Source organism: Roseateles violae, from assembly GCF_030410485.1.
Classification (GTDB): domain Bacteria; phylum Pseudomonadota; class Gammaproteobacteria; order Burkholderiales; family Burkholderiaceae_C; genus Roseateles_D; species Roseateles_D violae.
Genome location: NZ_JAUHHC010000004.1, coordinates 571015 through 594495, shown reverse-complemented (window position 1 = coordinate 594495; position 23481 = coordinate 571015). Strand labels below are relative to the sequence as shown.

The 23481-nt window shown below is 67.6% G+C and carries 22 protein-coding genes and 1 tRNA gene; 14 read left to right on the top strand and 9 right to left on the bottom strand.

Features of this window, described 5'->3' with window-relative positions; all coding sequences use genetic code 11:
• Window positions 1-42 precede the first annotated feature (42 nt).
• The 6 genes from cysS (at window position 43) to QWJ38_RS17145 (ending at window position 5913) form a co-directional block, all read left to right on the top strand.
• Window positions 43-1422: a cysteine--tRNA ligase gene (gene cysS / locus QWJ38_RS17170; protein ID WP_290360323.1), complete on the top strand. Its 1380-nt coding sequence runs from the start codon at window positions 43-45 to the stop codon at window positions 1420-1422.
• 1 nt (window position 1423) lies between these two features.
• Window positions 1424-2077: a DNA-3-methyladenine glycosylase family protein gene (locus tag QWJ38_RS17165; RefSeq protein ID WP_290360322.1), complete on the top strand. Its 654-nt coding sequence runs from the start codon at window positions 1424-1426 to the stop codon at window positions 2075-2077.
• A 51-nt stretch (window positions 2078-2128) separates the two neighbouring features.
• On the top strand, window positions 2129-3100 hold the full coding sequence (locus tag QWJ38_RS17160; RefSeq protein WP_290360321.1) for an acetyl-CoA carboxylase carboxyltransferase subunit alpha: 972 nt from the start codon (window positions 2129-2131) through the stop codon (window positions 3098-3100).
• Between the two features lie 10 nt (window positions 3101-3110).
• On the top strand, window positions 3111-4391 hold the full coding sequence (gene tilS / locus QWJ38_RS17155; RefSeq protein WP_290360320.1) for a tRNA lysidine(34) synthetase TilS: 1281 nt from the start codon (window positions 3111-3113) through the stop codon (window positions 4389-4391).
• A 100-nt stretch (window positions 4392-4491) separates the two neighbouring features.
• Window positions 4492-5763 carry an aspartate kinase gene (locus QWJ38_RS17150; protein WP_290360319.1) on the top strand — a complete coding sequence of 424 codons (1272 nt, stop codon included), beginning with the start codon at window positions 4492-4494 and terminating at the stop codon, window positions 5761-5763.
• A gap of 57 nt (window positions 5764-5820) precedes the next feature.
• Window positions 5821-5913 (top strand) — tRNA-Ser (locus QWJ38_RS17145).
• A 163-nt stretch (window positions 5914-6076) separates the two neighbouring features.
• Here QWJ38_RS17145 and QWJ38_RS17140 read toward each other — a convergent pair.
• The 3 genes from QWJ38_RS17140 to QWJ38_RS17130 all read right to left on the bottom strand — a co-directional run bounded on the left by QWJ38_RS17140 (window position 6077) and on the right by QWJ38_RS17130 (window position 10043).
• Window positions 6077-6298 carry a hypothetical protein gene (locus QWJ38_RS17140; protein ID WP_290360318.1) on the bottom strand — a complete coding sequence of 74 codons (222 nt, stop codon included), beginning with the start codon at window positions 6296-6298 and terminating at the stop codon, window positions 6077-6079.
• Between the two features lie 120 nt (window positions 6299-6418).
• The gene (locus tag QWJ38_RS17135) at window positions 6419-8119 is read right to left on the bottom strand and encodes a diguanylate cyclase (RefSeq protein WP_290360317.1); all 1701 of its coding nucleotides are present in this window, start codon (window positions 8117-8119) and stop codon (window positions 6419-6421) included.
• 235 nt (window positions 8120-8354) lie between these two features.
• Window positions 8355-10043, bottom strand: a complete 1689-nt coding sequence (locus QWJ38_RS17130; RefSeq protein WP_290360316.1) for an electron transfer flavoprotein-ubiquinone oxidoreductase — start codon at window positions 10041-10043, stop codon at window positions 8355-8357.
• Between the two features lie 257 nt (window positions 10044-10300).
• Here QWJ38_RS17130 and QWJ38_RS17125 point away from each other — a divergent pair, with 257 nt between their 5' ends.
• From QWJ38_RS17125 to QWJ38_RS17115, 3 genes are read left to right on the top strand one after another with little or no spacing between them, the layout of a single operon-like run.
• Window positions 10301-11083 (top strand): SDR family oxidoreductase, encoded by a 783-nt coding sequence (locus QWJ38_RS17125; protein ID WP_290360315.1) that lies wholly within the window; start codon window positions 10301-10303, stop codon window positions 11081-11083.
• Window positions 11083-11736: a YceH family protein gene (locus QWJ38_RS17120; RefSeq protein ID WP_290360314.1), complete on the top strand. Its 654-nt coding sequence runs from the start codon at window positions 11083-11085 to the stop codon at window positions 11734-11736. The genes QWJ38_RS17125 and QWJ38_RS17120 overlap by 1 nt, the downstream gene beginning before the upstream one ends.
• On the top strand, window positions 11733-12155 hold the full coding sequence (locus QWJ38_RS17115) for an acyl-CoA thioesterase (RefSeq protein ID WP_290360313.1): 423 nt from the start codon (window positions 11733-11735) through the stop codon (window positions 12153-12155). The genes QWJ38_RS17120 and QWJ38_RS17115 overlap by 4 nt, the downstream gene beginning before the upstream one ends.
• Here QWJ38_RS17115 and QWJ38_RS17110 read toward each other — a convergent pair.
• Complete coding sequence (locus QWJ38_RS17110) at window positions 12152-12943, bottom strand: ParB N-terminal domain-containing protein (RefSeq protein ID WP_290360312.1); 792 nt, start codon at window positions 12941-12943, stop codon at window positions 12152-12154. The two genes, QWJ38_RS17115 and QWJ38_RS17110, sit on opposite strands and share 4 nt — an antisense overlap.
• Window positions 12944-13055: 112 nt before the next feature.
• On the opposite strand from QWJ38_RS17110, the gene QWJ38_RS17105 reads away from it, so the two are divergent.
• The 4 genes from QWJ38_RS17105 (at window position 13056) to QWJ38_RS17090 (ending at window position 15731) form a co-directional block, all read left to right on the top strand.
• Window positions 13056-13976, top strand: coding sequence for a DUF6265 family protein (locus QWJ38_RS17105; RefSeq protein ID WP_290360311.1), 921 nt, complete (start codon window positions 13056-13058; stop codon window positions 13974-13976).
• 2 nt (window positions 13977-13978) lie between these two features.
• On the top strand, window positions 13979-14560 hold the full coding sequence (locus QWJ38_RS17100) for a M15 family metallopeptidase (RefSeq protein ID WP_290360310.1): 582 nt from the start codon (window positions 13979-13981) through the stop codon (window positions 14558-14560).
• A 176-nt stretch (window positions 14561-14736) separates the two neighbouring features.
• The gene (locus QWJ38_RS17095) at window positions 14737-15246 is read left to right on the top strand and encodes a hypothetical protein (RefSeq protein WP_290360309.1); all 510 of its coding nucleotides are present in this window, start codon (window positions 14737-14739) and stop codon (window positions 15244-15246) included.
• A 62-nt stretch (window positions 15247-15308) separates the two neighbouring features.
• Window positions 15309-15731, top strand: coding sequence for a hypothetical protein (locus QWJ38_RS17090; RefSeq protein ID WP_341850505.1), 423 nt, complete (start codon window positions 15309-15311; stop codon window positions 15729-15731).
• Window positions 15732-15758: 27 nt separating this feature from the next.
• On the opposite strand, the gene QWJ38_RS17085 is transcribed toward QWJ38_RS17090, so the two are convergent.
• The 5 genes from QWJ38_RS17085 to QWJ38_RS17065 form a co-directional block, all read right to left on the bottom strand.
• Window positions 15759-17018 carry a Zn-dependent hydrolase gene (locus QWJ38_RS17085; RefSeq protein WP_290360308.1) on the bottom strand — a complete coding sequence of 420 codons (1260 nt, stop codon included), beginning with the start codon at window positions 17016-17018 and terminating at the stop codon, window positions 15759-15761.
• Window positions 17019-17029: 11 nt separating this feature from the next.
• Entirely contained in the window at window positions 17030-18487 is a 1458-nt protein-coding gene (gene hydA / locus QWJ38_RS17080) for a dihydropyrimidinase (protein WP_290360307.1), read from the bottom strand.
• Window positions 18488-18491: 4 nt separating this feature from the next.
• Entirely contained in the window at window positions 18492-19937 is a 1446-nt protein-coding gene (locus QWJ38_RS17075; protein WP_290360306.1) for an NCS1 family nucleobase:cation symporter-1, read from the bottom strand.
• Window positions 19938-20010: 73 nt separating this feature from the next.
• Window positions 20011-21315, bottom strand: a complete 1305-nt coding sequence (gene preA / locus QWJ38_RS17070) for an NAD-dependent dihydropyrimidine dehydrogenase subunit PreA (RefSeq protein ID WP_290360305.1) — start codon at window positions 21313-21315, stop codon at window positions 20011-20013.
• 2 nt (window positions 21316-21317) lie between these two features.
• Complete coding sequence (locus tag QWJ38_RS17065; protein WP_290360304.1) at window positions 21318-22655, bottom strand: NAD(P)-dependent oxidoreductase; 1338 nt, start codon at window positions 22653-22655, stop codon at window positions 21318-21320.
• Window positions 22656-22806: 151 nt separating this feature from the next.
• Here QWJ38_RS17065 and QWJ38_RS17060 point away from each other — a divergent pair, with 151 nt between their 5' ends.
• Entirely contained in the window at window positions 22807-23481 is a 675-nt protein-coding gene (locus QWJ38_RS17060) for a TetR/AcrR family transcriptional regulator (RefSeq protein ID WP_290360303.1), read from the top strand.

The following is a 23481-nucleotide window of genomic DNA, read 5'->3' as shown; positions in this document are numbered from 1 at the left end:
GCAGCCTTTGCCGCTGCCGCGCCGACCGGCCCCCAAGAGCTCATGTCCCTTCGCATCTACAACTCGCTGACCCGCGCGGTCCAGCCCTTCGTCCCTCTCGTGCCCGGCCAGGTCCGCATGTATCTGTGCGGCATCACCGTCTACGACCTCTGCCATATGGGACATGCGCGTTCGCAGATGGCCTTCGACATCGTCTACCGCTGGCTGTCGGCCAGCGGCTACGACGTCAGCTTCGTGCGCAATATCACCGACATCGAGGACAAGATCATCCGCCGGGCGCTGGAGCGCGGCATCACGATCCGCCAGCTGACCGACGAGATGATCGCCGCGATGCACCGTGACTTCGATGCGCTGGGCCTGGTGCGCCCGACGCACGAGCCGCGCGCGACCGACTATGTGCCGCAGATGCTGGACATCATCGGCAAGCTCGAGGCCAAGGGCCTGGCCTATCAAGCGAGCGACGGCGACGTCAACTACGCGGTGCGCAAATTCCCCGGCTACGGCAAGCTCAGCGGCAAGTCGCTCGACCAACTGCGCGCCGGCGAGCGCGTCGCCGTTGATGACGGCAAAGAGGATCCGCTGGACTTCGTGCTGTGGAAGTCGGCCAAGGCCGAGGAGCCGGCCGAGGCCAAGTGGGCCAGCCCCTGGGGCGAAGGCCGGCCGGGCTGGCATATCGAATGCTCGGCCATGGGCTGCGCGCTGCTGGGCGAGCAGTTCGACATCCATGGCGGCGGCCTGGACCTGCAGTTCCCGCACCACGAGAACGAGATCGCGCAGAGCGAGGGCGCCTTCGACAAGCCCTTTGCCAATCTCTGGATGCACAACGGCTTCCTGAACATCGACAACGAGAAGATGTCCAAGAGCCTGGGCAACTTCTTCACGATTGCCGATGTGCTGCAGAAGTTCGATGGCGAGGCGATCCGCTTCTTCATGCTGCGCACCCATTACCGCAGCCCCTTCAATTTCAGCGACGCCAGCCTCGACGACGCGCGCACGGCGCTGCGCCGGCTCTACACGGCGCTGGACGGCATCGAGATCGCCGATGAGGGCGCGGCAATCGACTGGACCCAGCCCCAGGCGGCCGCTTTCAAGGCGGCGATGGACGAGGACTTCAACACGCCCGGCGCGCTGGCCGTGCTGTTCGAACTGGCCAACCAGCTGAACCGCACGCGCGACCCGCAGGATGCGGCGCTGCTGAAGCGACTGGGCGCCTTGCTCGGTGTGCTGCAACAGCCGCCGCGCCAGTATCTGCAGGCGGGCACCGGCCTGGACGCGGCCGCGATCGAGGCGCAGATTGCCGCCCGTGCGGCAGCCAAGGCGGCCAAGGATTTTGCCGGCGCCGACCGCATCCGCGCCGAGCTGCTCGCCCAGGGCATCGTCCTGCAGGATTCGTCGACCGGCACGACCTGGATGAAGGCCTGAGGTGGTGCGCGCGAATGCCGCCGGGGTGACCCCGGACTACTGGGACGAGGCTTGCCGCCATCTGGTCAAGCGCGACCGGGTGATGAAGAAGCTGATTCCGCAATTCGGCGAGGCGCGGCTGCAGGCGCGCGGCGATGCGTTCACGACGCTGGCCCGCTCCATCATCGGCCAGCAGATCTCGGTCAAGGCTGCGCAATCGGTCTGGCACAAGTTCGCCGCCCTGCTGCCCGGTCCGTCGACACGGGTGCAGCCGGGCGCCGTGCTGGCCCAGACGGTCGAGGCGCTGCGCGGGGCGGGGCTGTCGGCGCGCAAGGTCGAGTACCTGCGCGACCTGGCCCAGCATTTCGAGGCCGGCAGCGTCCACGTCAGGCAATGGGCGCAGATGGACGACGAGGCCATCATCGAGGAACTGGTCGCGATCCGCGGCATCGGCCGCTGGACGGCCGAGATGTTCCTGATCTTCCACCTGATGCGGCCCAATGTGATGCCGCTGGACGACGTCGGCCTTATCAAGGGCATCAGCGAAAATTACTTCTCGGGCGAGCCGGTCTCGCGGGCCGAGGCGCGCGAGGTCGGCGAGGCCTGGGCGCCTTATCGCTCGGTGGCCACATGGTACATTTGGTGCAGCCTCGATCCGCTCCCGGTGGAGTATTGATCACTCCCGGGCCGGGCTCAAAAAGCCCCAACAACGGAACCCAATCGCAGGATGAGCAAGAAACATTTTCTCGAATTCGAGCAGCCGATCGCCGAGCTCGAAACCAAGATCGAAGAACTGCGCTATGTGCAGAGCGAGTCCGCCGTCGACATCTCCGAGGAGATCGACCGGCTCAGCAAGAAAAGCCTGCAGCTGACCAAGGACGTCTACGCCAATGTGGCGCCCTGGCAGGTCTACCAGATTGCCCGTCATCCGCAGCGCCCGCAGACCCTGGACTACTGCGCCGAGGTCTTCACCGAATTCCAGGAGTTGCACGGCGACCGTCATTTCGCCGATGACGCGGCCATCGTCGGCGGCCTGGCCCGCTTCAACGGCCAGGCCTGCATGGTCGTCGGCCACCAGCGCGGTGCCGATGCGAAGGAGCGCACCTTGCGCAACTTCGGCATGCCGCGCCCCGAAGGCTATCGCAAGGCGCTGCGCCTGATGAAGCTGGCCGAGAAGTTCGGCCTGCCGGTCTTCACCTTCATCGACACGATGGGGGCCTATCCGGGCATTGGCGCCGAGGAGCGCGGCCAGTCCGAGGCGATCGGCCGCAATATCTTCGAGATGGCGCAGCTGGAAGTGCCCATCATCGCCACTGTCATCGGTGAAGGCGGCTCCGGCGGCGCGCTGGCCATCGGCGTGGCCGACCAGGTGCTGATGCTGCAGTTCTCGGCCTATTCGGTGATCTCGCCGGAGGGCTGCGCCTCCATCCTGTGGAAGAGCAGCGAGCGCGCGGCCGATGCCGCCGACGCGCTGGGCATCACCGCCCACCGCCTGAAGGCCATGGGTCTGATCGACAAGATCGTCAACGAGCCGGTCGGCGGCGCGCACCGCGACCAGAAGCAGATGGCTTCCAACCTGAAGCGCGCGCTGTCCGATGCGCTGCGCCAGGTCAGCGATCTGAAGCCCAAGGAGCTGCAGGACCGCCGCTATGAGCGCATCCAGGCTTATGGGCGTTTCGGCGACACCAAGGACCGCTGATCGCCGCCTCGTGGCCGTCGCCTACAGCGGCGGCCGCGATTCCACCGCGCTGCTGCATGCCACCGCCATGCAGGCCCGCGAACTGGGCCTCGAGGTGCTGGCCCTGCACGTGCACCATGGCTTGAGCGTTCATGCCGACGCCTGGCTGCTGCATTGCGAAGGGCAATGCGCCGCCTGGGTCGCGCAGGGGCTGCCGCTGCGCCTGCAATGGCGTCGGCTGACGGGGCAACCGGCCGCGGCCGAAAGCATCGAGGCCTGGGCCCGCGAGGGCCGCTACGCTGCCCTGGCCGAGATGGCCCGCGAGGCCGGTACCGATCTGCTGCTGCTGGCCCAGCACCGGCGCGACCAGGCCGAGACCCTGCTGCTGCAGGCGCTGCGCGGTGCCGGCGCGGCCGGCCTGGCCGGCATGCCGGCGCAGCAATGGCGCGAGGGCCTGTGCTGGGCGCGGCCCTGGGTGGATCAGCCACGCGAGGCGATCGAGGCCTATATCGCCGAGCACGCGCTGCAGCACATCGAGGACGACAGCAACAGCGACCCGCGCCATGCGCGCAACCGGCTGCGCCTGGCCGTCTGGCCGTCGCTGACCGCCGCCTTCCCGCAGGCCGAGGCGAGCCTGGCGCAATCGGCCGGCTGGGCCCAGCAGGCGCTGGCCTTGCTGCAGGAGATCGCCGACGAGGATCTGCGGGCGCTTGGCGAGGGCCAGGGGCTCGATCTGCTCGGCCTGCAAGCGCTGTCGCCGGCGCGGGCGAGCAATGCGCTGCGTGCCTGGCTGCAGCGGCGGACCGGCCAGATTGCGCCGGCCAGCCTGATCCGCCGGCTCGCCGGTGACGAGGCGCGCGCCGGGCAGGGGGCCTGGCCCTGCGCCGGGGGCTGGCTGCGGCTCTACCGCGGCCGCCTGAGCTGGTCGCACGGCGCCGCAGCGCCGCCGCCGCCTTCGCAAATCGTCAAGCTGGACTTTGCCGGGATGCATGCGCAGCCCGACTGGGGCGGTGCCTGGCGGGTTGAGCCGGTGATGCAGGGCGGCGTCGCCGCCGGTCTGCTGCAAGACCTGACCCTGCGTGCGCGCCAGGGCGGCGAGCAGTTCCAGCGCGCGCCGCGCAGCACTGCGCGCAGCCTGAAGAAGGCCTATCAGGAGGCCGGCGTGCCGGCCTGGCAACGCGAGGGGCCGCTGCTGTTTGCCGGCGAGCGGCTGCTGTTCGCCGCCGGCCTGGGCATCGACGCGCGCATGCTGGCCGCCCCCGGCCAGGCGCAGTTCGGGCTGCGCTGGCTGCCCGATCCGGCCACCGATTGAGCGTCGGCGGGCCCGCGCGCCGCCGCTAGAATCATCGATTGCGACCGCGGCGCACCCACTCCCGACCGGGACCTTTGACTCCGCGCTTTCAGAAGTCTTTATGGCCTTGATCGTTCACAAATACGGCGGCACCTCGATGGGCTCCACCGACCGTATCCGCAATGTCGCCAAGCGCGTGGCCAAATGGGCGCGCGCCGGCCATCAGATGGTCGTCGTGCCCTCGGCAATGAGCGGCGAAACCAACCGCCTGCTGGGCCTGGCCAAGGAGCTCTCGCCCGCCAGTTCGAGCCCTGAGCTGATGCGCGAACTCGACATGATCGCCGCGACCGGCGAGCAGGTCTCGGTGGGCCTGTTGGCGATCGCCTTGCAGGCCGAGGGCCTGGAGGCGGTCAGCTACACCGGCTGGCAGGTGCCGGTGCAGACGGACTCCTCGCACACCAAGGCACGCATCGAGAGCATTGACGACGCCAAGGTGCGCGCCGATCTGGCCGCCGGCAAGGTCGTCGTGATCGCCGGCTTCCAGGGCGTCGACGAGGAACAGAACATCACGACCCTGGGCCGCGGTGGCTCGGACACCTCGGCCGTGGCGATTGCCGCCGCGATGAAGGCCGACGAGTGCCTGATCTACACCGATGTCGACGGCGTCTACACGACCGACCCGCGCATCGTGCCCGAGGCGCGCCGCCTGCACACGATCTCCTTCGAGGAGATGCTGGAGATGGCCTCGCTGGGCTCGAAGATCCTGCAGATCCGCTCGGTCGAGTTCGCCGGCAAGTACCGCGTGCCGCTGCGCGTGCTGTCCAGCTTTACGCCCTGGGACATCGACATCACCGAGGAAGCCAAGTCCGGCACCCTGATCAGTTTTGAAGAGGACGAGAAAATGGAACAAGCCGTCGTTTCCGGCATTGCCTTCAACCGCGACGAGGCCAAGGTGACCCTGCTGGGCGTGCCCGACAAGCCCGGCATCGCCTTCCAGATCCTCGGCCCGGTGGCCGAGGCCAATATCGACATCGACGTCATCATCCAGAACGTCTCGCAGGACGGCAAGACCGACTTCTCCTTCACCGTGCACCGCAATGACTATGCGCGCACGATGGAGCTGCTGCAGAACACCGTCGGCCCGGCGACCAATGCCGCCAAGGTGATGGGCGACCCGCGCATCTGCAAGGTCTCCATCGTCGGCATCGGCATGCGCTCGCATGTCGGCGTCGCCTCGAAGATGTTCCGCGCGCTGAGCGAGGAAGGCATCAACATCCAGATGATCTCGACCAGCGAAATCAAGACCTCGGTCGTCATCGACGAGAAGTACATGGAGCTGGCCGTGCGCGCGCTGCACAAGGCCTTCGACCTGGACCAGGAAGTCGCTGCCTGACTTTGTTTTTTTTTGTCCGAGGCCTCGAATTCTTGATATAGAATGCGAGGCTCTGCTGGAGTCGTGACCGAGTGGCCGAAGGTGCTCCCCTGCTAAGGGAGTATGTGGGCAAAACCTGCATCGAGAGTTCGAATCTCTCCGACTCCGCCAGCTATCAAGCAAAGACGCGCCTTCGGGCGCGTTTTTCATTGGTACGTAGCAAGAAGCGGGCATTGGAGTGGGCGCTTCAACCAAGGCTTGGCTGCGCTTCCCTCGGCTCGGCCCGGCGCAACGCAGCAGGCCCGGCCAAGGCTGATCCCTTTCTGGCGCCTGTCTAGCCGTTCTTCCCCATCAGCAGATCGCCGCCCGCCTCAACCCAGGCGCCCCAATCGCTATCGCAGACCTCCAAGCCGGCCAGCATGTCGCTGTCATCGTCGGCCGGCGTCTCGGCGAAGGTGGGGCCGTTGGGCCGACGCTGCAGAAGCGCCTCGGTCCGCTGCAGGATGCGCTGCAGGGAGGCGGTGAAGGCATGGGCGGCGGGCTTGTGAGCTTGCATGGCGGGTCTCCTGAGTTGGGGAGACTTTCGCCGATGGCCGGGCCAGTTTCTATCCTGCTGAGGGAGGCCCACTTTTGGGGGGCATCCCCAATGCAAGTCGGTCCAGGCGCGATCAGCCGATCAAGCCGCCAGGCGCCGGTTCTTCTTGCCGCGGTACATCGCCGCGTCGGCGCGCTTGATCAACTCGGCGGCGGCCAGGCCGTCGCGCGGCGCCAGCGCGTGGCCTATCGTCAGGCCGACCCGGCATTGATGCTCGCCGACCAGGAAGGGTGTCTCGAAGGCCTCGCTGAGTCGCCGGGCCAGGTCCTCGGCCTGCTCGGCGCGCTGCAGATCGCGGCACATGACGATGAACTCGTCGCCGCCCAGGCGCGCGACCAGATCGTCGCCATGCAGGCGCGCCTGCAGCCGGCGGCCAACGGCAACCAGCAGTTCGTCGCCGACCTCGTGGCCGAAGCTGTCGTTGACGCCCTTGAAGCCGTTCAGATCGAGCAGGAAGACGCCGACCATGCGCTCCGGCGCGCAATGCAGCAGCGCGCTGTTCAAGGCTGTCGTCAGGCCGCGGCGATTCGCCAGGCCGGTCAGCGCATCGGTATGGGCCAGCGAATGCAGCAGATCGCGCTCGCGCGCCGCCTGCTGGGCCGCGGCCTTGATCGCCACCGTGCGCAGGCCCAGCACGCGCATGAAGATCAGCATGTCCAGGGTGGCGCCAATCTGGAACGAGTGCATGGTCCAGACATTGACGCCGATCTGGCCCTTGATCATCGCGACGGTGATCGCGGTAAAGAAGAAATAGGCGGCCCAGGCGACGAGGAAATAGCCGCCGACGCTGTCGCCGCGGCGCTGGCGCCGGATCGCGCCGGGCAGGCCCAGCAGCGCCGGCGCCAGGCCCAGGCTGCCGACGATGGCGGTGACGATATGGGTGTCGATCAGGTCCAGCGCGAACATGGCGGCGCTGAGCACCGTCAGTGCCGCACCGCCCTTCATCAGCCGGCCGAACCAGCGGTTGCTGTCGGGACCGGACAGCGCCTGCTCGATGAACAGGAAGGAGCCGCAGGCGGCAATCAGCGCCGACAGGCCGCCGGCGTGCAACTCGAACCAGATGTTGTCGGTCCACAGGTACTGCGCCCCGATGCCGAACTGGAACACCGAGAACAGCAGGCTGCCCGAGATCAGCAGCGCGTACTTGGCGAACAGCGGCTCGCGCAGCGACAGCCATTGCGCCAGGCTGTAGAGCAGCAGGCAGAAGCCGAGCCCGGTCAACAGGCCCTGCAGCATCTGCTCGCCCATCGCGCGCGCATGGAAGGGCGCGGCGCGGTTCAGCGTGATCGGCACGATCATGCCGCCGCTGGTCTCGACGCGCAGCAGCAGCTCGCTCTTCGCGCCGGACTTGAGCTCCAGACCCAGCGCATGCGAGCGGCTGCCGATCGGGCGCTTCGAATAGGGCTGCAGATTGCCCAGCAGCGCCTGCTGCAGCACTTGGCCGTCGCGCACGACATGGACGTCGATGCGGTTCAGCGCCGGGTAGTCGATGTCGAGCACCCAGCGCCCGGCCGAGCCGGCCGGCACCTCGACCGGGATGTGCAGCCAGACGGCTTCCTTGCGCAGGCCCAGCGTCGCATAGGCGCCCTGCGGCGGCCTGAACTGGTCGAGCCGGGCCAGCGCCTCGCCCACGCCCATCTGCTTGCCGGGATCACCTAGCACGGTGACGGCGGGCCAGGTCTGCAGGGTCCCGATCTTGTCCTCGAGGACCAGCGGGGCCGCGCTGCCTGCCGCGCGCGCCGACAGCGGCAGCAGCGCCACCATCAGTGCCAGCAGCAGCAAAACCGAGCGGCAGCAACGAGCCAGGAGGAATGGCGACGGGCGAGACGGCATGGCGGCGAGGTGTACGGCAGGAACGTGCGGAAAGCGCGCGATTGTAGGGTTGGCCTCGGCGGGGAACTCGCCGGCTGTTACACCGTGGCCGCGGCGGGGCGGAAAAAAGCCCGCTTGTGCGGGCTTGCTGTGGTGAAGAACGGTGGGGCAGGGTGCTGAGCACCGCCGCCGCCGGACCTCCGGATTACATGCCGGCGTAGTTCGGTCCGCCGCCGCCCTCGGGCGTGACCCAAACGATGTTCTGCGTCGGGTCCTTGATGTCGCAGGTCTTGCAATGCACGCAGTTCTGCGCATTGATCTGCAGCCGGTCCTCGCCGGCGGCGGTCTTGACGAATTCGTAGACGCCGGCCGGGCAGTAGCGGCTCTCGGGGCCCGCATACTTGGCAAGATTGACGGACACCGGCACGGCGTCGTTCTTCAGCGTCAGGTGCGCCGGCTGGTTCTCCTCGTGATTGGTGTTCGAGATGAACACCGAGGACAGGCGGTCGAAGGTCAGCTTGCCGTCCGGCTTCGGGTACTCGATCTTGGGGCTTTCCGCGGCCGGGCGCAGATACAGATGATCGGCCTGGGCACGGTGGATGGTCCACGGCGGGCTCTTGATGCCCAGCTTGGGCAAGAGCCACTGCTCGATGCCGGTCATCAAGGTGCCGACCAGCGAGCCCTTCTTGAACCACTGCTTGAAGTTGCGCGAGCCCTCCAGCTCCTCGCGCAGCCAGCTCTGCTCGAAGGCCTGCGGGTAGGCGGCCAGCTCGTCGTGCGAGCGGCCGGCGGCCAGTGCCTCGAAGGCGGCCTCGGCCGCCAGCATGCCGGTCTTGATTGCCGCGTGGCTGCCCTTGATGCGGGCCGCATTCAGATAGCCGGCATCGCAGCCGACCAGGGCGCCGCCGGGGAACACCGTCTTGGGCAGGCTCAAGAGGCCGCCGGCCGTGATCGCGCGCGCGCCATAGCCGAGGCGCTTGCCGCCTTCGATGTGCTTGCGGATGCTTGGATGCGTCTTCCAGCGCTGCATCTCCTCGAAGGGCGACAGCCAGGGGTTCTTGTAGTCCAGACCGGTGACGAAGCCCAGGGTCACCTTGTTGCCCTCCAGGTGGTAGAGGAAGCCGCCGCCATAGGTCTCGCTGTCCATCGGCCAGCCGGCGGTGTGCACGACCAGGCCGGGCCTGGCCTGCTCGGCCGGCACTTCCCACAGCTCCTTGATGCCGATCGCATAGCTCTGCGGGTCGCGGCCGGCGTCGAGCTGGTACTTGGCGATCAGCTGCTTGCCCAGATGGCCGCGCGAACCCTCGGCGAAGATCGTGTACTTGCCCAGCAGCTCCATGCCCAGCTGGAAGTTCTCGGTCGGTTCGCCGTCCTTGCCGATGCCGACATTGCCGGTCGCCACGCCACGCACCTCGCCCTGCTCGCCGTAGACGATCTCGGCCGCGGTAAAGCCCGGGAAGATCTCGACGCCCAGCGCCTCGGCCTGTTCGCCCAGCCACTTGGTGACAGCGCCCAGGCTGATCACATAGTTGCCGTGGTTGTGGAAGCAGGCGGGGATCAGGAACTTCGGCGTCGCGCGTGCGCCGGTCTCGGACAGGAACAGCACCTCGTCGCCGCTGACCGGCTGCTTCAGCGGCGCGCCGAGCTCCTGCCAGTTGGGGAACAGCTCGGTGATCGCGCGCGGGTCCATCACCGCGCCGGACAGGATGTGGGCGCCGGGCTCCGAACCCTTCTCCAGCACCACCACCGACAAGTCCTGGCCCTTCTCGGCCGCCAGCTGCTTCAGCCGGATCGCCGTCGACAGGCCGGCCGGGCCGCCGCCGACGATGACGACGTCGTATTCCATGCTTTCGCGCGGGCCGTACTGGGCAATCAGTTCTGCGTAGGAGGTCATCGGCAAGTCCTTGTTGTGCTGCGGTCCGGGCGGCTCGCCGGGGCGACGCGCCTGGAGGAAATTGCGGCGGATTCTACTGGGCTCGGCGCCGAAAAACGAACGCTCGTGCTTTTTTCTGATGGCGGCGATGAGGGCCCGCGCCGCCTTGCGCTGGCGCGGCCGCGGCCGCCCATTGAAGCCCCGATCGGCGGCCCACGCAGCGCCGCCGCGGCGGAGGCGCGTGCTATCGTTCCCGCCAGCAGTTGAGGACCTAGCAAATGACCTATCAAATCGATCTGGAAGGCCGGGTGGCCCTGGTCACCGGCGCCTCGAGCGGCCTGGGCGCGCAGTTCGCCAGGACCCTGGCCCGCGCCGGTGCCTGCGTCGTGCTGGCCGGCCGGCGCACCGAGCGGCTGAAGACCTTGCGCAACGAGATCGAGGCGCAGGGCGGCAGCGCCCATGTGACGGCGCTGGACGTGACCGATCTGGACAGCATCAAGGCGGCGGTCGCGCATGCCGAGACCGAGGTCGGCACCTTGGACATCCTGATCAACAACTCCGGCGTCAGCACGACGCAGAAGCTGACCGAGGTCACGTCCGACGACTACGACTTCGTGATGGACACCAATGTACGTGGCGCCTTCTTCGTCGCGCAGGAGGTCGGCAAGCGCATGCTGGCGCGCGCGCGCGGCGCGGCGCCCGGCACCTTCACCGGCGGGCGCATTGTCAACATCGCCTCGATGGCCGGTCTGCGCGTGCTGAGCCAGATCGGCGTCTATTCGATGAGCAAGGCGGCCGTCATCCACATGACCAAGGCGATGGCGCTCGAGTGGGGCAAGTACGGCATCAACGTCAACGCGATCTGCCCCGGCTATATCGACACCGAGATCAACCACCACCACTGGGGTACCGAGCAGGGCAGGAAGCTCGTCGAGCTGCTGCCGCGCAAGCGCGTGGGCCAGCCGCAGGACCTGGACACCGCCTTGCTGATGCTGTGCGCCAACGAGAGCCATTTCATCAATGGCGCGGTGATCCAGGCCGACGACGGATTCGGGGTCTGATGGCTTCCCTGCGTACCCTGAACGCGCTGGAAGCGCGCGTGCTGGCCGTGCTGGTGGAAAAGCAGGCCACCGTCCCGGACAGCTATCCGCTCTCGCTGAACTCCCTGACCCTGGGCTGCAACCAGAAGAGCGCGCGTGATCCGGTGATGAACGCCAGCGAGCCCGAGGTGCTGGCCGCGATCGAGGAATTGAAGTCCATGCACCTGGTCAACGAGGTCAGCGGCAGCCGGGTCGTGCGCTTCGAGCACAACGGCGCGCGCGGCCTGGGCGTGCCGGGGGCGGGGCTTGCCGTGCTGACCGCGCTGATGCTGCGCGGGCCGCAGACCACGGCCGAACTGCGCCTGAACACCGAGCGCCTGCATCGCTTTGCCGACCTGTCCTCGGTCGAGGGCTTTCTGGATGAGCTGGCCGAGCGCAGCCCGCCGCTGGCGGTCAAGCTGCCGCGGGCGCCGGGTGCGCGCGAGGCGCGCTGGGCGCATCTGCTGTGCGGCGAGGCGGCCCTGCCTCAGCCGGGCCAGGCCGCGGCGCCGGCGGACGGCTCGCGCGATGAGGAGCTGATCTTTCTGCGTGCCGAGCAGCAGCGCCTGTCGCAGGAGCTCGAGCAGCTGAAGGCGCTGGTGCAGCGCATCAGCGCCGAACTGGGGATCGCATGAGGTTCGAGATCCCGGCCGAGAAGAAGCTGGTCCACCAGATGCGCATCCCGATCCGCTGGGGCGATATGGACGCGATGGGCCATGTGAACAACACGGTGTATTTCCGCTACCTGGAGATCATCCGCGTCGACTGGCTGGACAGCGTCGGCGGCGCGCCGAACCCGGCCGGCCAGGGACCGGTGATCGTCAACGCCTTCTGCAATTTCTACAAGCAGCTGGAATACCCGGGCGAGGTGCTGGCCAAGCATTACGTCAGCAATCCGGGCCGTTCCAGCTTCGACACCTGGATCACGCTGGAACGCGTCGACCAGCCCGAGCTGATCTACGCGGCCGGCGGCGCGACGACCGTCTGGATGGACTTCCCGGCACAGAAATCGGCGCCGCTGCCCGACTGGCTGCTGAAGCTGGTGGCCGCCTAGGCCGCGATGGTTGCGGCCGCGAGCTGCTGCCTCAGGGCCGCGTTCTCGGCCTCCAACTCGGCGACGCGCTGCTGCAGCCGCGCGATCAGATCCGCCGGCGCTGACTCGGCCGCATCGTTCATCGCGGCCGGAGCCTCGACCGCTTCGGCACGCGGCGGACGCGACTGCTTCTTCTCCTCGCGCACCCGCTTGGCCGCCTCGCGCAACTCCTTCTTGCCGCCGGCCACGGCCGCCAGTTGCTCTTCGGCCGGCAGGGTCGCGACCACGGCCGCCGCATTGATCGAGATCGCGCCCTGCTTGACCGCCTCGACCAGTTCCGGTGCGGCGCTCTTCTGGATTTTCTCGATCTGCAGCACGGCCGCGCTGCTGATGCGCGCGGCCTTCGCGATTGATTCGCGCGTATTCAGCTTTTCCGGCGGCGGCACGGCGGCCGCCGGGCTGTCGACCGGCACCACCTCCTTGATCCGCGCGGCCATGATCTCCTTCTTGCGCAGCGCCAGCACGCCGCGCTGGAAGTCCGACACGCTGCGCCGGCCCAGGTGCTGGTCGATCATCCACAGATGGACATCCTCGATCGACTGGAAGCGGGTGTTCTGCACGGTCTGGAAGGGCAGGCCGTGCTTGCGGCAGATGCCGTAGCGGTTGTGACCGTCGACGAGGATCTCGCCCCACAGCACCAGCGCGTCGCGGCAGCCCTCGGCCAGGATGCTGCGCTCCAGCGCCTGGTGTTCCTCCGGCGTCAGCGGATCGATATAGGCGCGCAGGTCCTCGTTGACGATGATGTTCATGAGAAGTGAAAAACAGCGGGTCGGGAATCGGGCGAAGGGCCGGCATTCTAGGGCCGCGGCGATCGAGTGGCTTCACGCACAATGGCCGCTCGATGAAGGAGCACCTCAGAACATGCGAGATGCGGGACTGCTGCTTACCGCCGCTTTGATGCTGATGCCGGCAGCCGCCTCGGCCCAGGCCGATGCGCTGGGCCGGTTGGGCTGGCTGGCCGGCTGCTGGACGCGCATCGCTGCGCCGGGCCTGGACGCCGGCTCCGGCGAGCAATGGACGGCAGCGGCCGGCGGCGCGATGCTGGGCTTGGCGCGCACGGTGCGTGGCGGCCGCACGGTCGAGCATGAGTTCATGCGCATCCATCTGGGCGGCGACGGCCGTCTGCTCTACAGCGCCCAGCCCTCGGGCCAGGCGCCGGCCGATTTCGCGCTCCTGCGCCAGGGTGAGAACGAGATCGTGTTCGAGAATCCGCGGCATGATTTTCCGCAGCGCATCGTCTACCGGCTCGAAGCGCCGGGGCGGCTGCTGGCGCGCATCGAAGGCCAGCGCGGCGGTGCAGCGCGCACGATCGACTTCGCGCTGCAGCGCAGCGCCTGCGATGGCGATTCAACAGCGAGGAAAGCAACGGCGATGAGCACGACGACGATGAAGATCAGCGGCGAGTTCGAGGTGACGATGCAGCCGCAGGCGGCCGAGGCCCATGCGGCCGGACCGGGGCGCATGGGCCTGGACAAGCGCTATCACGGCGCGCTGGAGGCCAGCGCCATAGGCCAGATGCTGGCCCTGCGCACGGCGGTACAGGGCTCGGCCGGCTATGTGGCGATCGAGACGGTCAGCGGCACGCTGGCCGGACGGCGTGGCAGCTTTGCGCTGCAGCACAGCGGCACGATGGATCGCGGCACACCTTTTTTGACCATCGGCGTCATTCCCGACTCGGGCACCGAGCAATTGCAGGGTCTGAAGGGCCAGATGCAGATCCGCATCGAGGGCGGCAAGCATTTCTACGACTTCGAGTACCAGCTGCCCGAGGCCGGGCCCTGAGCATGATGCTGATCGAAGAAGAAGAGGGTCTGGCGGCCTATCGCCGGCGCATCGCCGATGCGCAGCACCTGCTGGGCATCGAAACGCGAGCGCATGAACGGCGCGGCCTGCCGCTGTGCCTGGAGGCGCGCGAACTGCAGCTCGCTCAGCGCGACGCGGACGGCCGCGAGCACCGGCTCGTGCCGGCCGCCGGCGCGGCCTGGCAGCGGATGCGCGCGGCGGCGGCCGACGCGGGCATCCGCCTGCACCTGGTCTCGGCCTTTCGCAGCTTCGACTACCAGATCGAGCTGATTCGCCGCGAGCTGGCCCAGGGCCTCGCGATCGCCGAGATCTGCCAGTCCAGCGCCTGCCCGGGCTACAGCGAGCACCATACCGGCCGCGCGATCGACATCGACACGCCCGACCTACCCGGCCTGAGCGAACGCTTCGAGGACACGGCCGCCTTCGCCTGGCTTCAGGCCCATGCCGGCGCCTTCGGCTTCACGCTGTCCTATCCACGCGGCAATGCGGCGGGCTATGTCTACGAGCCCTGGCACTGGCTGTACGGCAGAGACGGTGCCGTCCTACACGAGCCGCACTTTTAGAATCCTAGACTTCTCGAAAGCGCCGCGCCGGATGCCTTTGTCCGGCCAGTCGGGCCGCCGGGGCGCCCTGCGCAGGCCCGCCAAAGCGTATCGAAAGGTACAGCCGGTGCACCGCTGGCGTGACCTGGCCGTTGCAAGGTCAAGCCAGAACATAAATAGAACTAGGAGGTTCAGATATGAATAAATCCCATCTTCTTCTTGCCGCCACCTTGGGCATGGCTGCCCTGACGGTCGCCGGCCCTGCCGCGGCCTATACCGACGTCGGCGTCTCGGTCAGCATCGGCCAGCCCGGCTTTTACGGCCGCATCGACCTTGGCAATGCGCCGCCGCCGCAACTGATCTACACGCAGCCGGTCATCATCGAGCGCGTGGCCGTGCAGCCGGCCCCCGTCTATCTGCGCGTGCCCGTCGGCTACGAGCGCAACTGGGCGCGCTATTGCGGCCAGTACGGCGCCTGCGGCCGCCCCGTGTATTTCGTCCGTGACGACTGGTATCGCAATACCTATGCGCCGCACTACCGTGAGCATTACTATGCGGGGGGCTGGCATGAGCAGCGCCGCGACCGCGATCACGATGGCATTCCCGATTACCGGGACCGCGATCATGGACATGGCAACGGTAATGGGAACGGCAATGGCCACGGCCACGGTCATGGCAAGCGGGGCGAGGGCCACGGCCGCGATTGACGTGGAAGCCCCCCGGTTCGCTCGCTTCGCGTGAGCCGATCGATAAGAACAAGGAGATGATGATGAGGATGAAGACGAAGCTGGGCCTGGCATGCGCCACGAGCCTGATGATGGCGCTGGGCGCCGCCCCGGCGCGCGCCGCCGATGTCGGCGTGTCGATCAGCGTCGGTCAGCCGGGCTTTTACGGCCAGATCGATATCGGCACGATGCGCCCGCAACTGATCTACACCGAGCCGGTCGTGATCCACCGGACCCAGGTCGTCGGCGCGCCGATGTATCTGCGCGTCCCGCCGGGCCATGAGAAGCACTGGGACAAGCATTGCAAGAAGTACAACGCCTGCGGTCGCCCGGTCTATTTCGTCAAGGACGACTGGTACGAGCGCGACTACGTGCCCTACTACCAGGAGCAGCATGGCAAGGGCAAGGGTCACGACAAGGGCGAGAAGGGCGGCAAGGGCAAGGGGCATGGCAAGGGCCATGACTGATTGACCTGACCCCGCGGCCGCGGGTCGCTAGACCGGCCCGGCCCGCTCCAGCATCGCGTGCAGCAGCACGTTGCAGCCGGCCGTGATGTGCTCGGGCTTCGCGTCCTCGATCTCGTTGTGGCTGATGCCGTCCTTGCAGGGGATGAAGATCATCCCCGCGGGGGCCAGCCGTGCCATATAGACGGCGTCGTGCCCCGCGCCGGAGACGGCCGGCATGTTCGAGTAGCCCAGCGCCTCGGCCGCCTTCGCGACCGCGTTGACGCAGTCCGGGTGGAAGGGCGCCGCCGGGTAGTGCGAGACCAGCTCGATATCGATCTTCAGGCCTGACTTCTCGCTGGCCAGGCCCACGGCCTTGCGGATGTCGGCGTCCATCTGCTCGACCAGCGCATCGCTGGCATTGCGCAAATCGATGCTGAACTTGACCCGACCCGGGATCACATTGCGGCTATTCGGATGCACCTGCACCATGCCCACGGTGCCGCGGCCATGCGGCGGGTAGCGGTGGGCGATGGCGACGACCTCCTGCATCAGCCTTGTCGCGACCTGCAGCGCGTCCTTGCGCAGGCTCATCGGCGTCGGGCCCGCATGGGCCTCCATGCCGGTGACGGTGCAGTCGTACCACTTGATGCCCAGCACGCCGGTGACCACGCCGATGGTCTTGTCGTGATCTTCGAGCACCGGGCCCTGCTCGATATGGGTCTCGAAATAGCAGCCGATCGGGTGGGCGCCGGGTTCCTCGTCGCCGATATAGCCGATGCGCTCCAACTCTTCCCTGACGCTTTTGCCCTCGGTGTCGGTCGCCGCGTAGGCATGCTCCAGCGTGAAGGCCTTGGCGAATACGCCCGAGCCCATCATCACCGGCACGAAGCGCGAGCCCTCCTCATTGGTCCAGAAGGCGACCTCGATCGGGGCCTCGGTTTCGATCCCGTGATCGTTGAGCGTGCGCACGACCTCCAGCCCGGCCAGCACACCGTAATTGCCATCGAACTTGCCGCCGGTCGGCTGGGTGTCGATATGGCTGCCGGTGACGATGGGGGGCAGGGTGTTGTTCTTGCCGGGCCGGCGCATGAAACCGTTGCCGATCTTGTCGACCGTCACCGTCATGCCAGCCTGGCGCGCCCAGCCGAGCACCAGATCGCGGCCCTGCTTGTCCAGATCGGTCAGGGTCAGCCGGCAGACGCCGCCCTTGGGCGTCGCGCCGATCTTCGCCAGCTCCATCAAGGAGTCCCAGAGACGCTGGCCGTTGATGCGCAGGTCCTGCAGGGCGGGCTTGGTCTTCATGTCCATGATGGAACTCCTCAGCGCTGAATCGCCGTCGGGGCCAGGTCTTGCGTGCGCAATTGCTGGGCCTTGAAGTTCGGGCCGAAGGCCGGGCGCTTGATGTAGCGGCCGGCGCCCTGGACGGCACGCAGATCGCCGTCGGCATAGACCAGCCGGCCCTGGCTGATCGTGTGGCTGGCGATGCCGCGCACCGAGCGGCCCTCGAAGATGTTGAAGTCGTTGCGGCTGTGATGCGTCTCGGCCGAGATCGTCTTCGTGCCTTGCGGATCCCAGAGCACGAGGTCGGCATCGGCGCCCTCGGCGATGCAGCCCTTTTGCGGATAGATGTTGAAGAGCCGCGCCGTGTTGGCCGAGGTGATCGCGACGAACTCGCTGGGCGTCAGGCGGCCCGTGTTGACGCCGGCATCCCAGATGACCGCCATCCGCTCCTCGACGCCGCCGCAGCCGTTGGGGATCTTGGCGAAGTTGTCGCGGCCGGCTGCCTTCTGGCTGGCGCAGAAGGTGCAATGGTCGGTCGCCGTCGTGTGCAGTTGGCCGCTCTGCAGGCCGCGCCAGAGGAATTCCTGGTGGATCTTGGGCCGGAACGGTGGGCTCATCACATAGGCGGCGGCCTTGGCGAAGTCCGGATCGCGGTAGACGCTGTCATCGATCAAGAGATGACCGGCCAGCACTTCGCCGTAGACGCGCTGGCCGCGGGCGCGGGCACGCGAAATCGCCTCGGCCGCCTCGATGCAGCTGACGTGGACGATGTAGATCGGCACGCCCAAGACCTCGGCGATCGCGATCGCGCGATTGGCCGCCTCGCCCTCGACCATCGGCGGGCGCGACAGCGGATGGCCCTCGGGGCCGGTGATGCCCATGCGCGCGACCTCCTGCTGCAGCAGGTAGACCAGTTCGCCGTTCTCGGCATGGACGGTCGGCATCGCGCCCAGCTCCAGCGCGCGCTTGAAGCTGTTCACCAGCGTCTCGTCGTCGCACATGATGGCGTTCTTGTAGGCCATGAAGTGCTTGAAGCTGTTGATGCCTTCCTCCGCGACCAGGCGGCCCATGTCGGCGTGCACGCCTTCGCTCCACCAGGTGACCGCCACATGGAAGCCGTAGTCGGCCGCCGACTTCTCGGCCCAGCCGCGCCATTGCTGGTAGGCATCCATCAGCGGCTGCTGCGGGTTCGGGATCACGAAGTCGATGATGGACGTCGTGCCGCCGGCCAGTGCCGCGGCCGTGCCGCTGAAGAAATCGTCCTGCGTCACCGTGCCCATGAAGGGCAGCTGCATATGGGTGTGCGGGTCGATGCCGCCGGGCAGCAGGTACTGGCCGCTGCCGTCCAAGGTCTGCGTGCCGGCAGGCGCCAGCTCGGCCGCGCGCGCGCCGATGGCGGCGATCTTGCCGGCTACGCAGAGCACGTCGGCGGCGAATTCCCGATCGGCATTGACGACCGTCGCGCCGCGTATCAACAGCGTGTGGCTGCTGCTCATGGCATCACTCCTTCTGCACCTTCATCATCAGGCGATAGACGATGGCCGCGATGGCCAGACCGATAAACCAAGCATAGGTGTAGATCGTCTTGAACGCCTCGCCGACCGCCGGGAAGGAGGCCGGGAAGGCGGCGTTCAGAAAGCCCGGCACATTCGGTGCCACGCCCAGCACGAAGGCAATCACCGCGGCCCAGTTCCAGCCGTTTTTGTAGCTGTAGGCGCCTTGCTCCTTGTAGAGCTCCTCGACCTTCAGCCGGGTGCCGCGCAAGAGGTAGTAGTCGACGATTAGGATGCCGGCCACCGGGCCCAGGAGCGCCGAATAGCCGATCAGCCAGGTGAAGATATAGCCCTGGGTCGATTCGAGGATCTTCCAGGGCATCATCAGGATGGCCAGGCCGGCCGTGATGTAGCCGCCGGTCCGGTAGCTGATCGCCTTCGGGTTCAGCGCGGAGAAGTCATAGGCCGGGCCGACCAGATTGGCCGCCAGGTTCACGCTGACGGTGTCGATCAGCAGGACGATCAGCGCGATCAAGACGGCCGCGCCCGTCATGCGGCTGGACAGGTCGACCGGATCCCAGATCGCCTTGCCGTAGATGACGACGGTGGCCGAGGTGACGATGACGGCCAGCGCGGCCAGCAGGCCCATCGGCGCGGGCAGGCCGATGGCCTGACCGACGATCTGGTCCTTCTGCGACTTGGCGAAGCGGGTGAAGTCGGGGATGTTCAGCGCCAGGGTGGCCCAGAAGCCGACCATCGCGGTGAGCGAGGGCCAGAACACGCTGCCGAACTGGCCGGCCTTCTTGCCGCCTTCGACGAACTGGGACGGCTGCGACAGGATGGGGCCGAAGCCACCGGCCTTGTCATAGGCCCACCACAGCAGCACGAAGCAGATGAGGATCTTGACCGGCGCCGTGTAGGTCTCCAGCTTGCGGATCGCGTCGATGCCGTGGATCACGTAGTAGAACTGGATCGCCCAGAACAGCAGGAAGCACAAGAGCTGCGCGATATTGATGCCCAGGCCGGGCAGCTTGTTGCTCTCCAGCGGATGGCCGATCAGCACGCCGGCCAGCGTGTAGATCATCATGCCGCCGAACCAGGTCTGGATGCCGTACCAGCCGCAGGCGACCAGCGCGCGCAAGAGCGCCGGCAGCCGCGCGCCATGGGTGCCGAAGGAGGCGCGGGCCAGCACCGCGTAGGGGATGCCGTACTTGGCGCCGGCATGGCCGATCAGCAGCATCGGCAGCAGCACGATCAGATTGCCCAGGAAGACGGTCAGCACCGCCTGGCCGGCGCTCATGCCCGACTCGATCAGGCTGGCCGCCAAGGTGTAGGCGGGAATGCACATGACCATGCCGACCCACAGGGCGGCGAAGTGATACCAGCGCCAGGTCCGCTGCGCGGCGCCGGTCGGGGCGAGGTCTTCGTTCCAAAGCTGCTGACTGGTCGTCATGCGGGCGCTCCTTGTTGGGGAATCTGCGAAACGCCGCAATGTTTGTGCCTGGCGGGTCGACGCGCCATGCGGTTTACCCCGTCACCCGCATCGGGTTGTTGGCATGGGTCGTCCAGTTCGCGTACTCGCCGCTGACGATTTGGCCGGTGCGCTGGTCGATCTCGCCGGGCATCAAGCGCCGCATCGTGATCGTGTCCGGCACCGGGCAGATCGAGACGCAGAGATTGCAGCCCACGCATTCGGCCTCGTTGACCTCGAAGTGGCGCTGACCGTCCTTGCTCGCGAAGATCGCCTGGTGCGAGGTGTCCTCGCAGACGATGTGGCAGCGGCCGCACTGGATGCACGAGTCCTGATTGATCACCGCCTTCTCGACGTAGTTCAGGTTCAGCTGGTTCCAGTTCTTCACCGTGGGCACCGCCTTGCCGCGGAAGTCCTCGATGCTGCGGTAGCCCCGCTCGTCCATGAAGTTGGCCAGGCCCGAGCACATCTCCTGCACGATCTTGAAGCCGTAGACCATGGCCGCGGTGCAGACCTGCACCGTCCCGGCGCCCAGGGCGATGAACTCGGCCGCATCGCGCCAGCTGCCGATGCCGCCGATGCCGGAGATCGGCAGACCGGCGGTCTGCGGGTCACGCGCAATCTCGGCCACCATATTCAGCGCGATCGGCTTGACCGCCGGGCCGCAGTAGCCGCCATGCGAGCCCCAGCCGTCGGTGGCCGGGCTCATCACCATCCGGTCCAGATCGACGGCGATCACCGAGTTGATCGTGTTGATCAGCGAGACCGCATCGGCGCCGCCGGCATGCGCCGCGCGGGCCGGCGCGCGGATGTCGGTGATATTGGGCGTCAGCTTGACGATCACCGGCAGTTTGGAGTACTGCTTGCACCAGGCCGTCACCATCTGGATGTACTCGGGCACCTGGCCGACGGCCGAGCCCATGCCGCGCTCGCTCATGCCATGCGGGCAGCCGAAGTTCAGCTCGACGCCGTCGGCGCCGCTGTCCTCGACCATCGCCAGGATGTTCTTCCAGCTGTCCTCGGTGCAGGGCACCATCAGCGAGACGATCAGCGCGCGATCGGGCCAGGCGCGCTTGATGCGGCGGATCTCCTCCAGGTTCGTGCGCAGCGGCCGGTCGGTGATCAGCTCGATATTGTTCAGGCCCAGCACGCGCCTGTCGGGTCCCAGCAGGGTCGTGTAGCGCGGGCCGCTGACGTTGACCACCGGCGGATCCTCGCCCAGGGTCTTCCAGACCACGCCGCCCCAGCCGGCCTCGAAGGCGCGGTGGACGTTGATCTCCTTGTCGGTCGGCGGCGCCGACGCGAGCCAGAAGGGGTTGGGGCTCTTGATGCCCAGGAAATCGCTGCGCAGATCGGCCATCATCAGCTCCTCAGGAAGGCGTCGATCGCGATCGCCGCCTGCTTGCCGTGCTCGACCGCCTCGACGGTCAGGTCACGGCCGCCAAAGCGGCAATCGCCGCCGGCCCAGACCTTGGCATGGCTGCTGCGGCCGCTGGCATCGGTCGCGATGCGGCCGTTCTTCAGCTCGATCTCGGGCACGGCCCCAGCCTCGAAGCTCTGGCCGATCGCCTTCAGCACCAGATCGGCCTCCAGGGTGAACTGCTCGCCGGTCTCGACCAGCTGGCCCTCGCGCGCCTCGGTAACGGCGAAGCGCACGCCGACGACGCGGCCAGCCTCGGCGACGATCTCCTTGGGCGCGGCCCAGCAGCGCAGCGTGACGCCGTTCTGCTGCGCCCATTGCTGCTCATGGCCCGACGCCGACAGGCTCTCGGCGCCGCGGCGGTAGACCATGGTGACCTCGCGCGCACCGAGCTTGCTGCTCTGCACGGCGGCGTCGACGGCCGTCATGCCGCCGCCGATGACGACAACCTTGCGGCCGACCGCCACCGTGGCCGGATCGGACTGGCGCAGCTCGGCGATGAAGTCGACCGCCGCGCGAACGCCCTCGAGCTGCGGCTCGGCAATGCCCAGCGCATTGACGCCGGCCAGGCCCAGGCCCAGGAAGACGGCGTCGTAGTCGGCCACCAGCTGGGCCAGCGTGATGTCGCGGCCCAGCGCCTTGTTCGCCTGCACCGTGATGCCGCCGATGGACAAGAGCCAGTTGACCTCCTGCTGCGCAAAGCCGCCGGCGGTCTTGTAAGTGGCCAGGCCGTATTCGTTCAGGCCGCCGAGCTTGGGCCTCGCGTCGAAGAGCTGAACCTGGTGGCCACGCCGCGCCAGGCCGTGGGCGGCGGCCAAGCCGGCCGGGCCCGCCCCGACGACGGCGACGGTTCTGTCGGTGGCCGGGGCGCGCGTGAACAGCGGCGTCGCGCCGGGTTTGGCAAAGAAGGCGTCGGTCGCATAGCGCTGCAAGAGGCCGATCTCGACCGGCTTGCTTTCGTTGGTGTTGCGCACGCAGGCCTGCTCGCACAGCACCTCGGTCGGGCAGACCCGCGCGCAGATGCCGCCCAGCGGGTTGGCCTCCAGAATGGCCTGGGCCGCGCCGCGGGTGTTGTCCTGGGCGATGCGCTGGATGAAGCTGGGGATGTCGATGCCGGTCGGACAGGCGGTCTGGCAGGGCGCGGCATAGCAGTAGTAGCAGCGCTCGGCCTCGATCAGGGCCTGGATGCGCTTCAGCGGCGCATGCGCGTCGCCGAAGTTGCGCGCGTAGTCGGCCGGCGAGAGGCGACCGGCCGCAATGCCTGGCGTGTTGGTGTCCATCGAGGGAATCCGTTCGCTGGGTGGCTGACCGGCGAATAATTTACTAATCAGTAAAAAACAACCAGTTGGTAAATTCCCTTGCTCGCCGCACGCGGCGCTGTGCTGAGATAGGCGGGTTCGCCGGCAGCCGCCCGATTCGATGATTCCGCCCATGCCCGAAACAAGCCTTTCTACAAGCCGCGGCCAGACGGCCGGCGCCGCCCGCCCGCGCGCCGCACGCCTGCGCAAGGAGGCGACCATCCTGGCCGAGGCCGAGCGCCAGTTTGCGCAGTACGGCTTCGAGGGCGCCTCGCTGGAAAACATCGCCGCGGCGGCGGGCCTGAGCCGCCACAACCTGCTGTACTACTACCCGAGCAAGGAAGCGCTGTACCGCAAGGTGCTGGACGGCGTGCTGGCCGAATGGCTGGCGCGCATGGCCGGCATCGTCCGCGGCACCGATCCGGAGGGGGCGCTGCGCGAGTACATCGCCGCCAAGCTGCGCTTTTCGCGCGAGCGCCCGGCCGGCTCGCAGGTCTTCGCCCGGGAGGTGATGGCCGGCGCCCCGCGCTTTCGCGACGCTATTCGAGAGCAGGTGCTGCCGGCGTTGAATGCCGACGTGAAGACCTTCGAGCGCTGGGCGCGCGAGAAACGCATCGCGCGCCTGGACTTCCGCCACCTGATGTTCACCATCTGGGCCAGCACCCAGGCCTATGCCGATCTGGGGCCGCAGTTCGCGATCCTGCTGGGCAAGCCCGAACTGGAGCCCGCCGATTTCGAGGCGGCGCAGACCTTGATCACCGAGCTGGTGCTCGGCGGTCTGCGGAAAAGGGAGCCGCGAAAGGAGTAG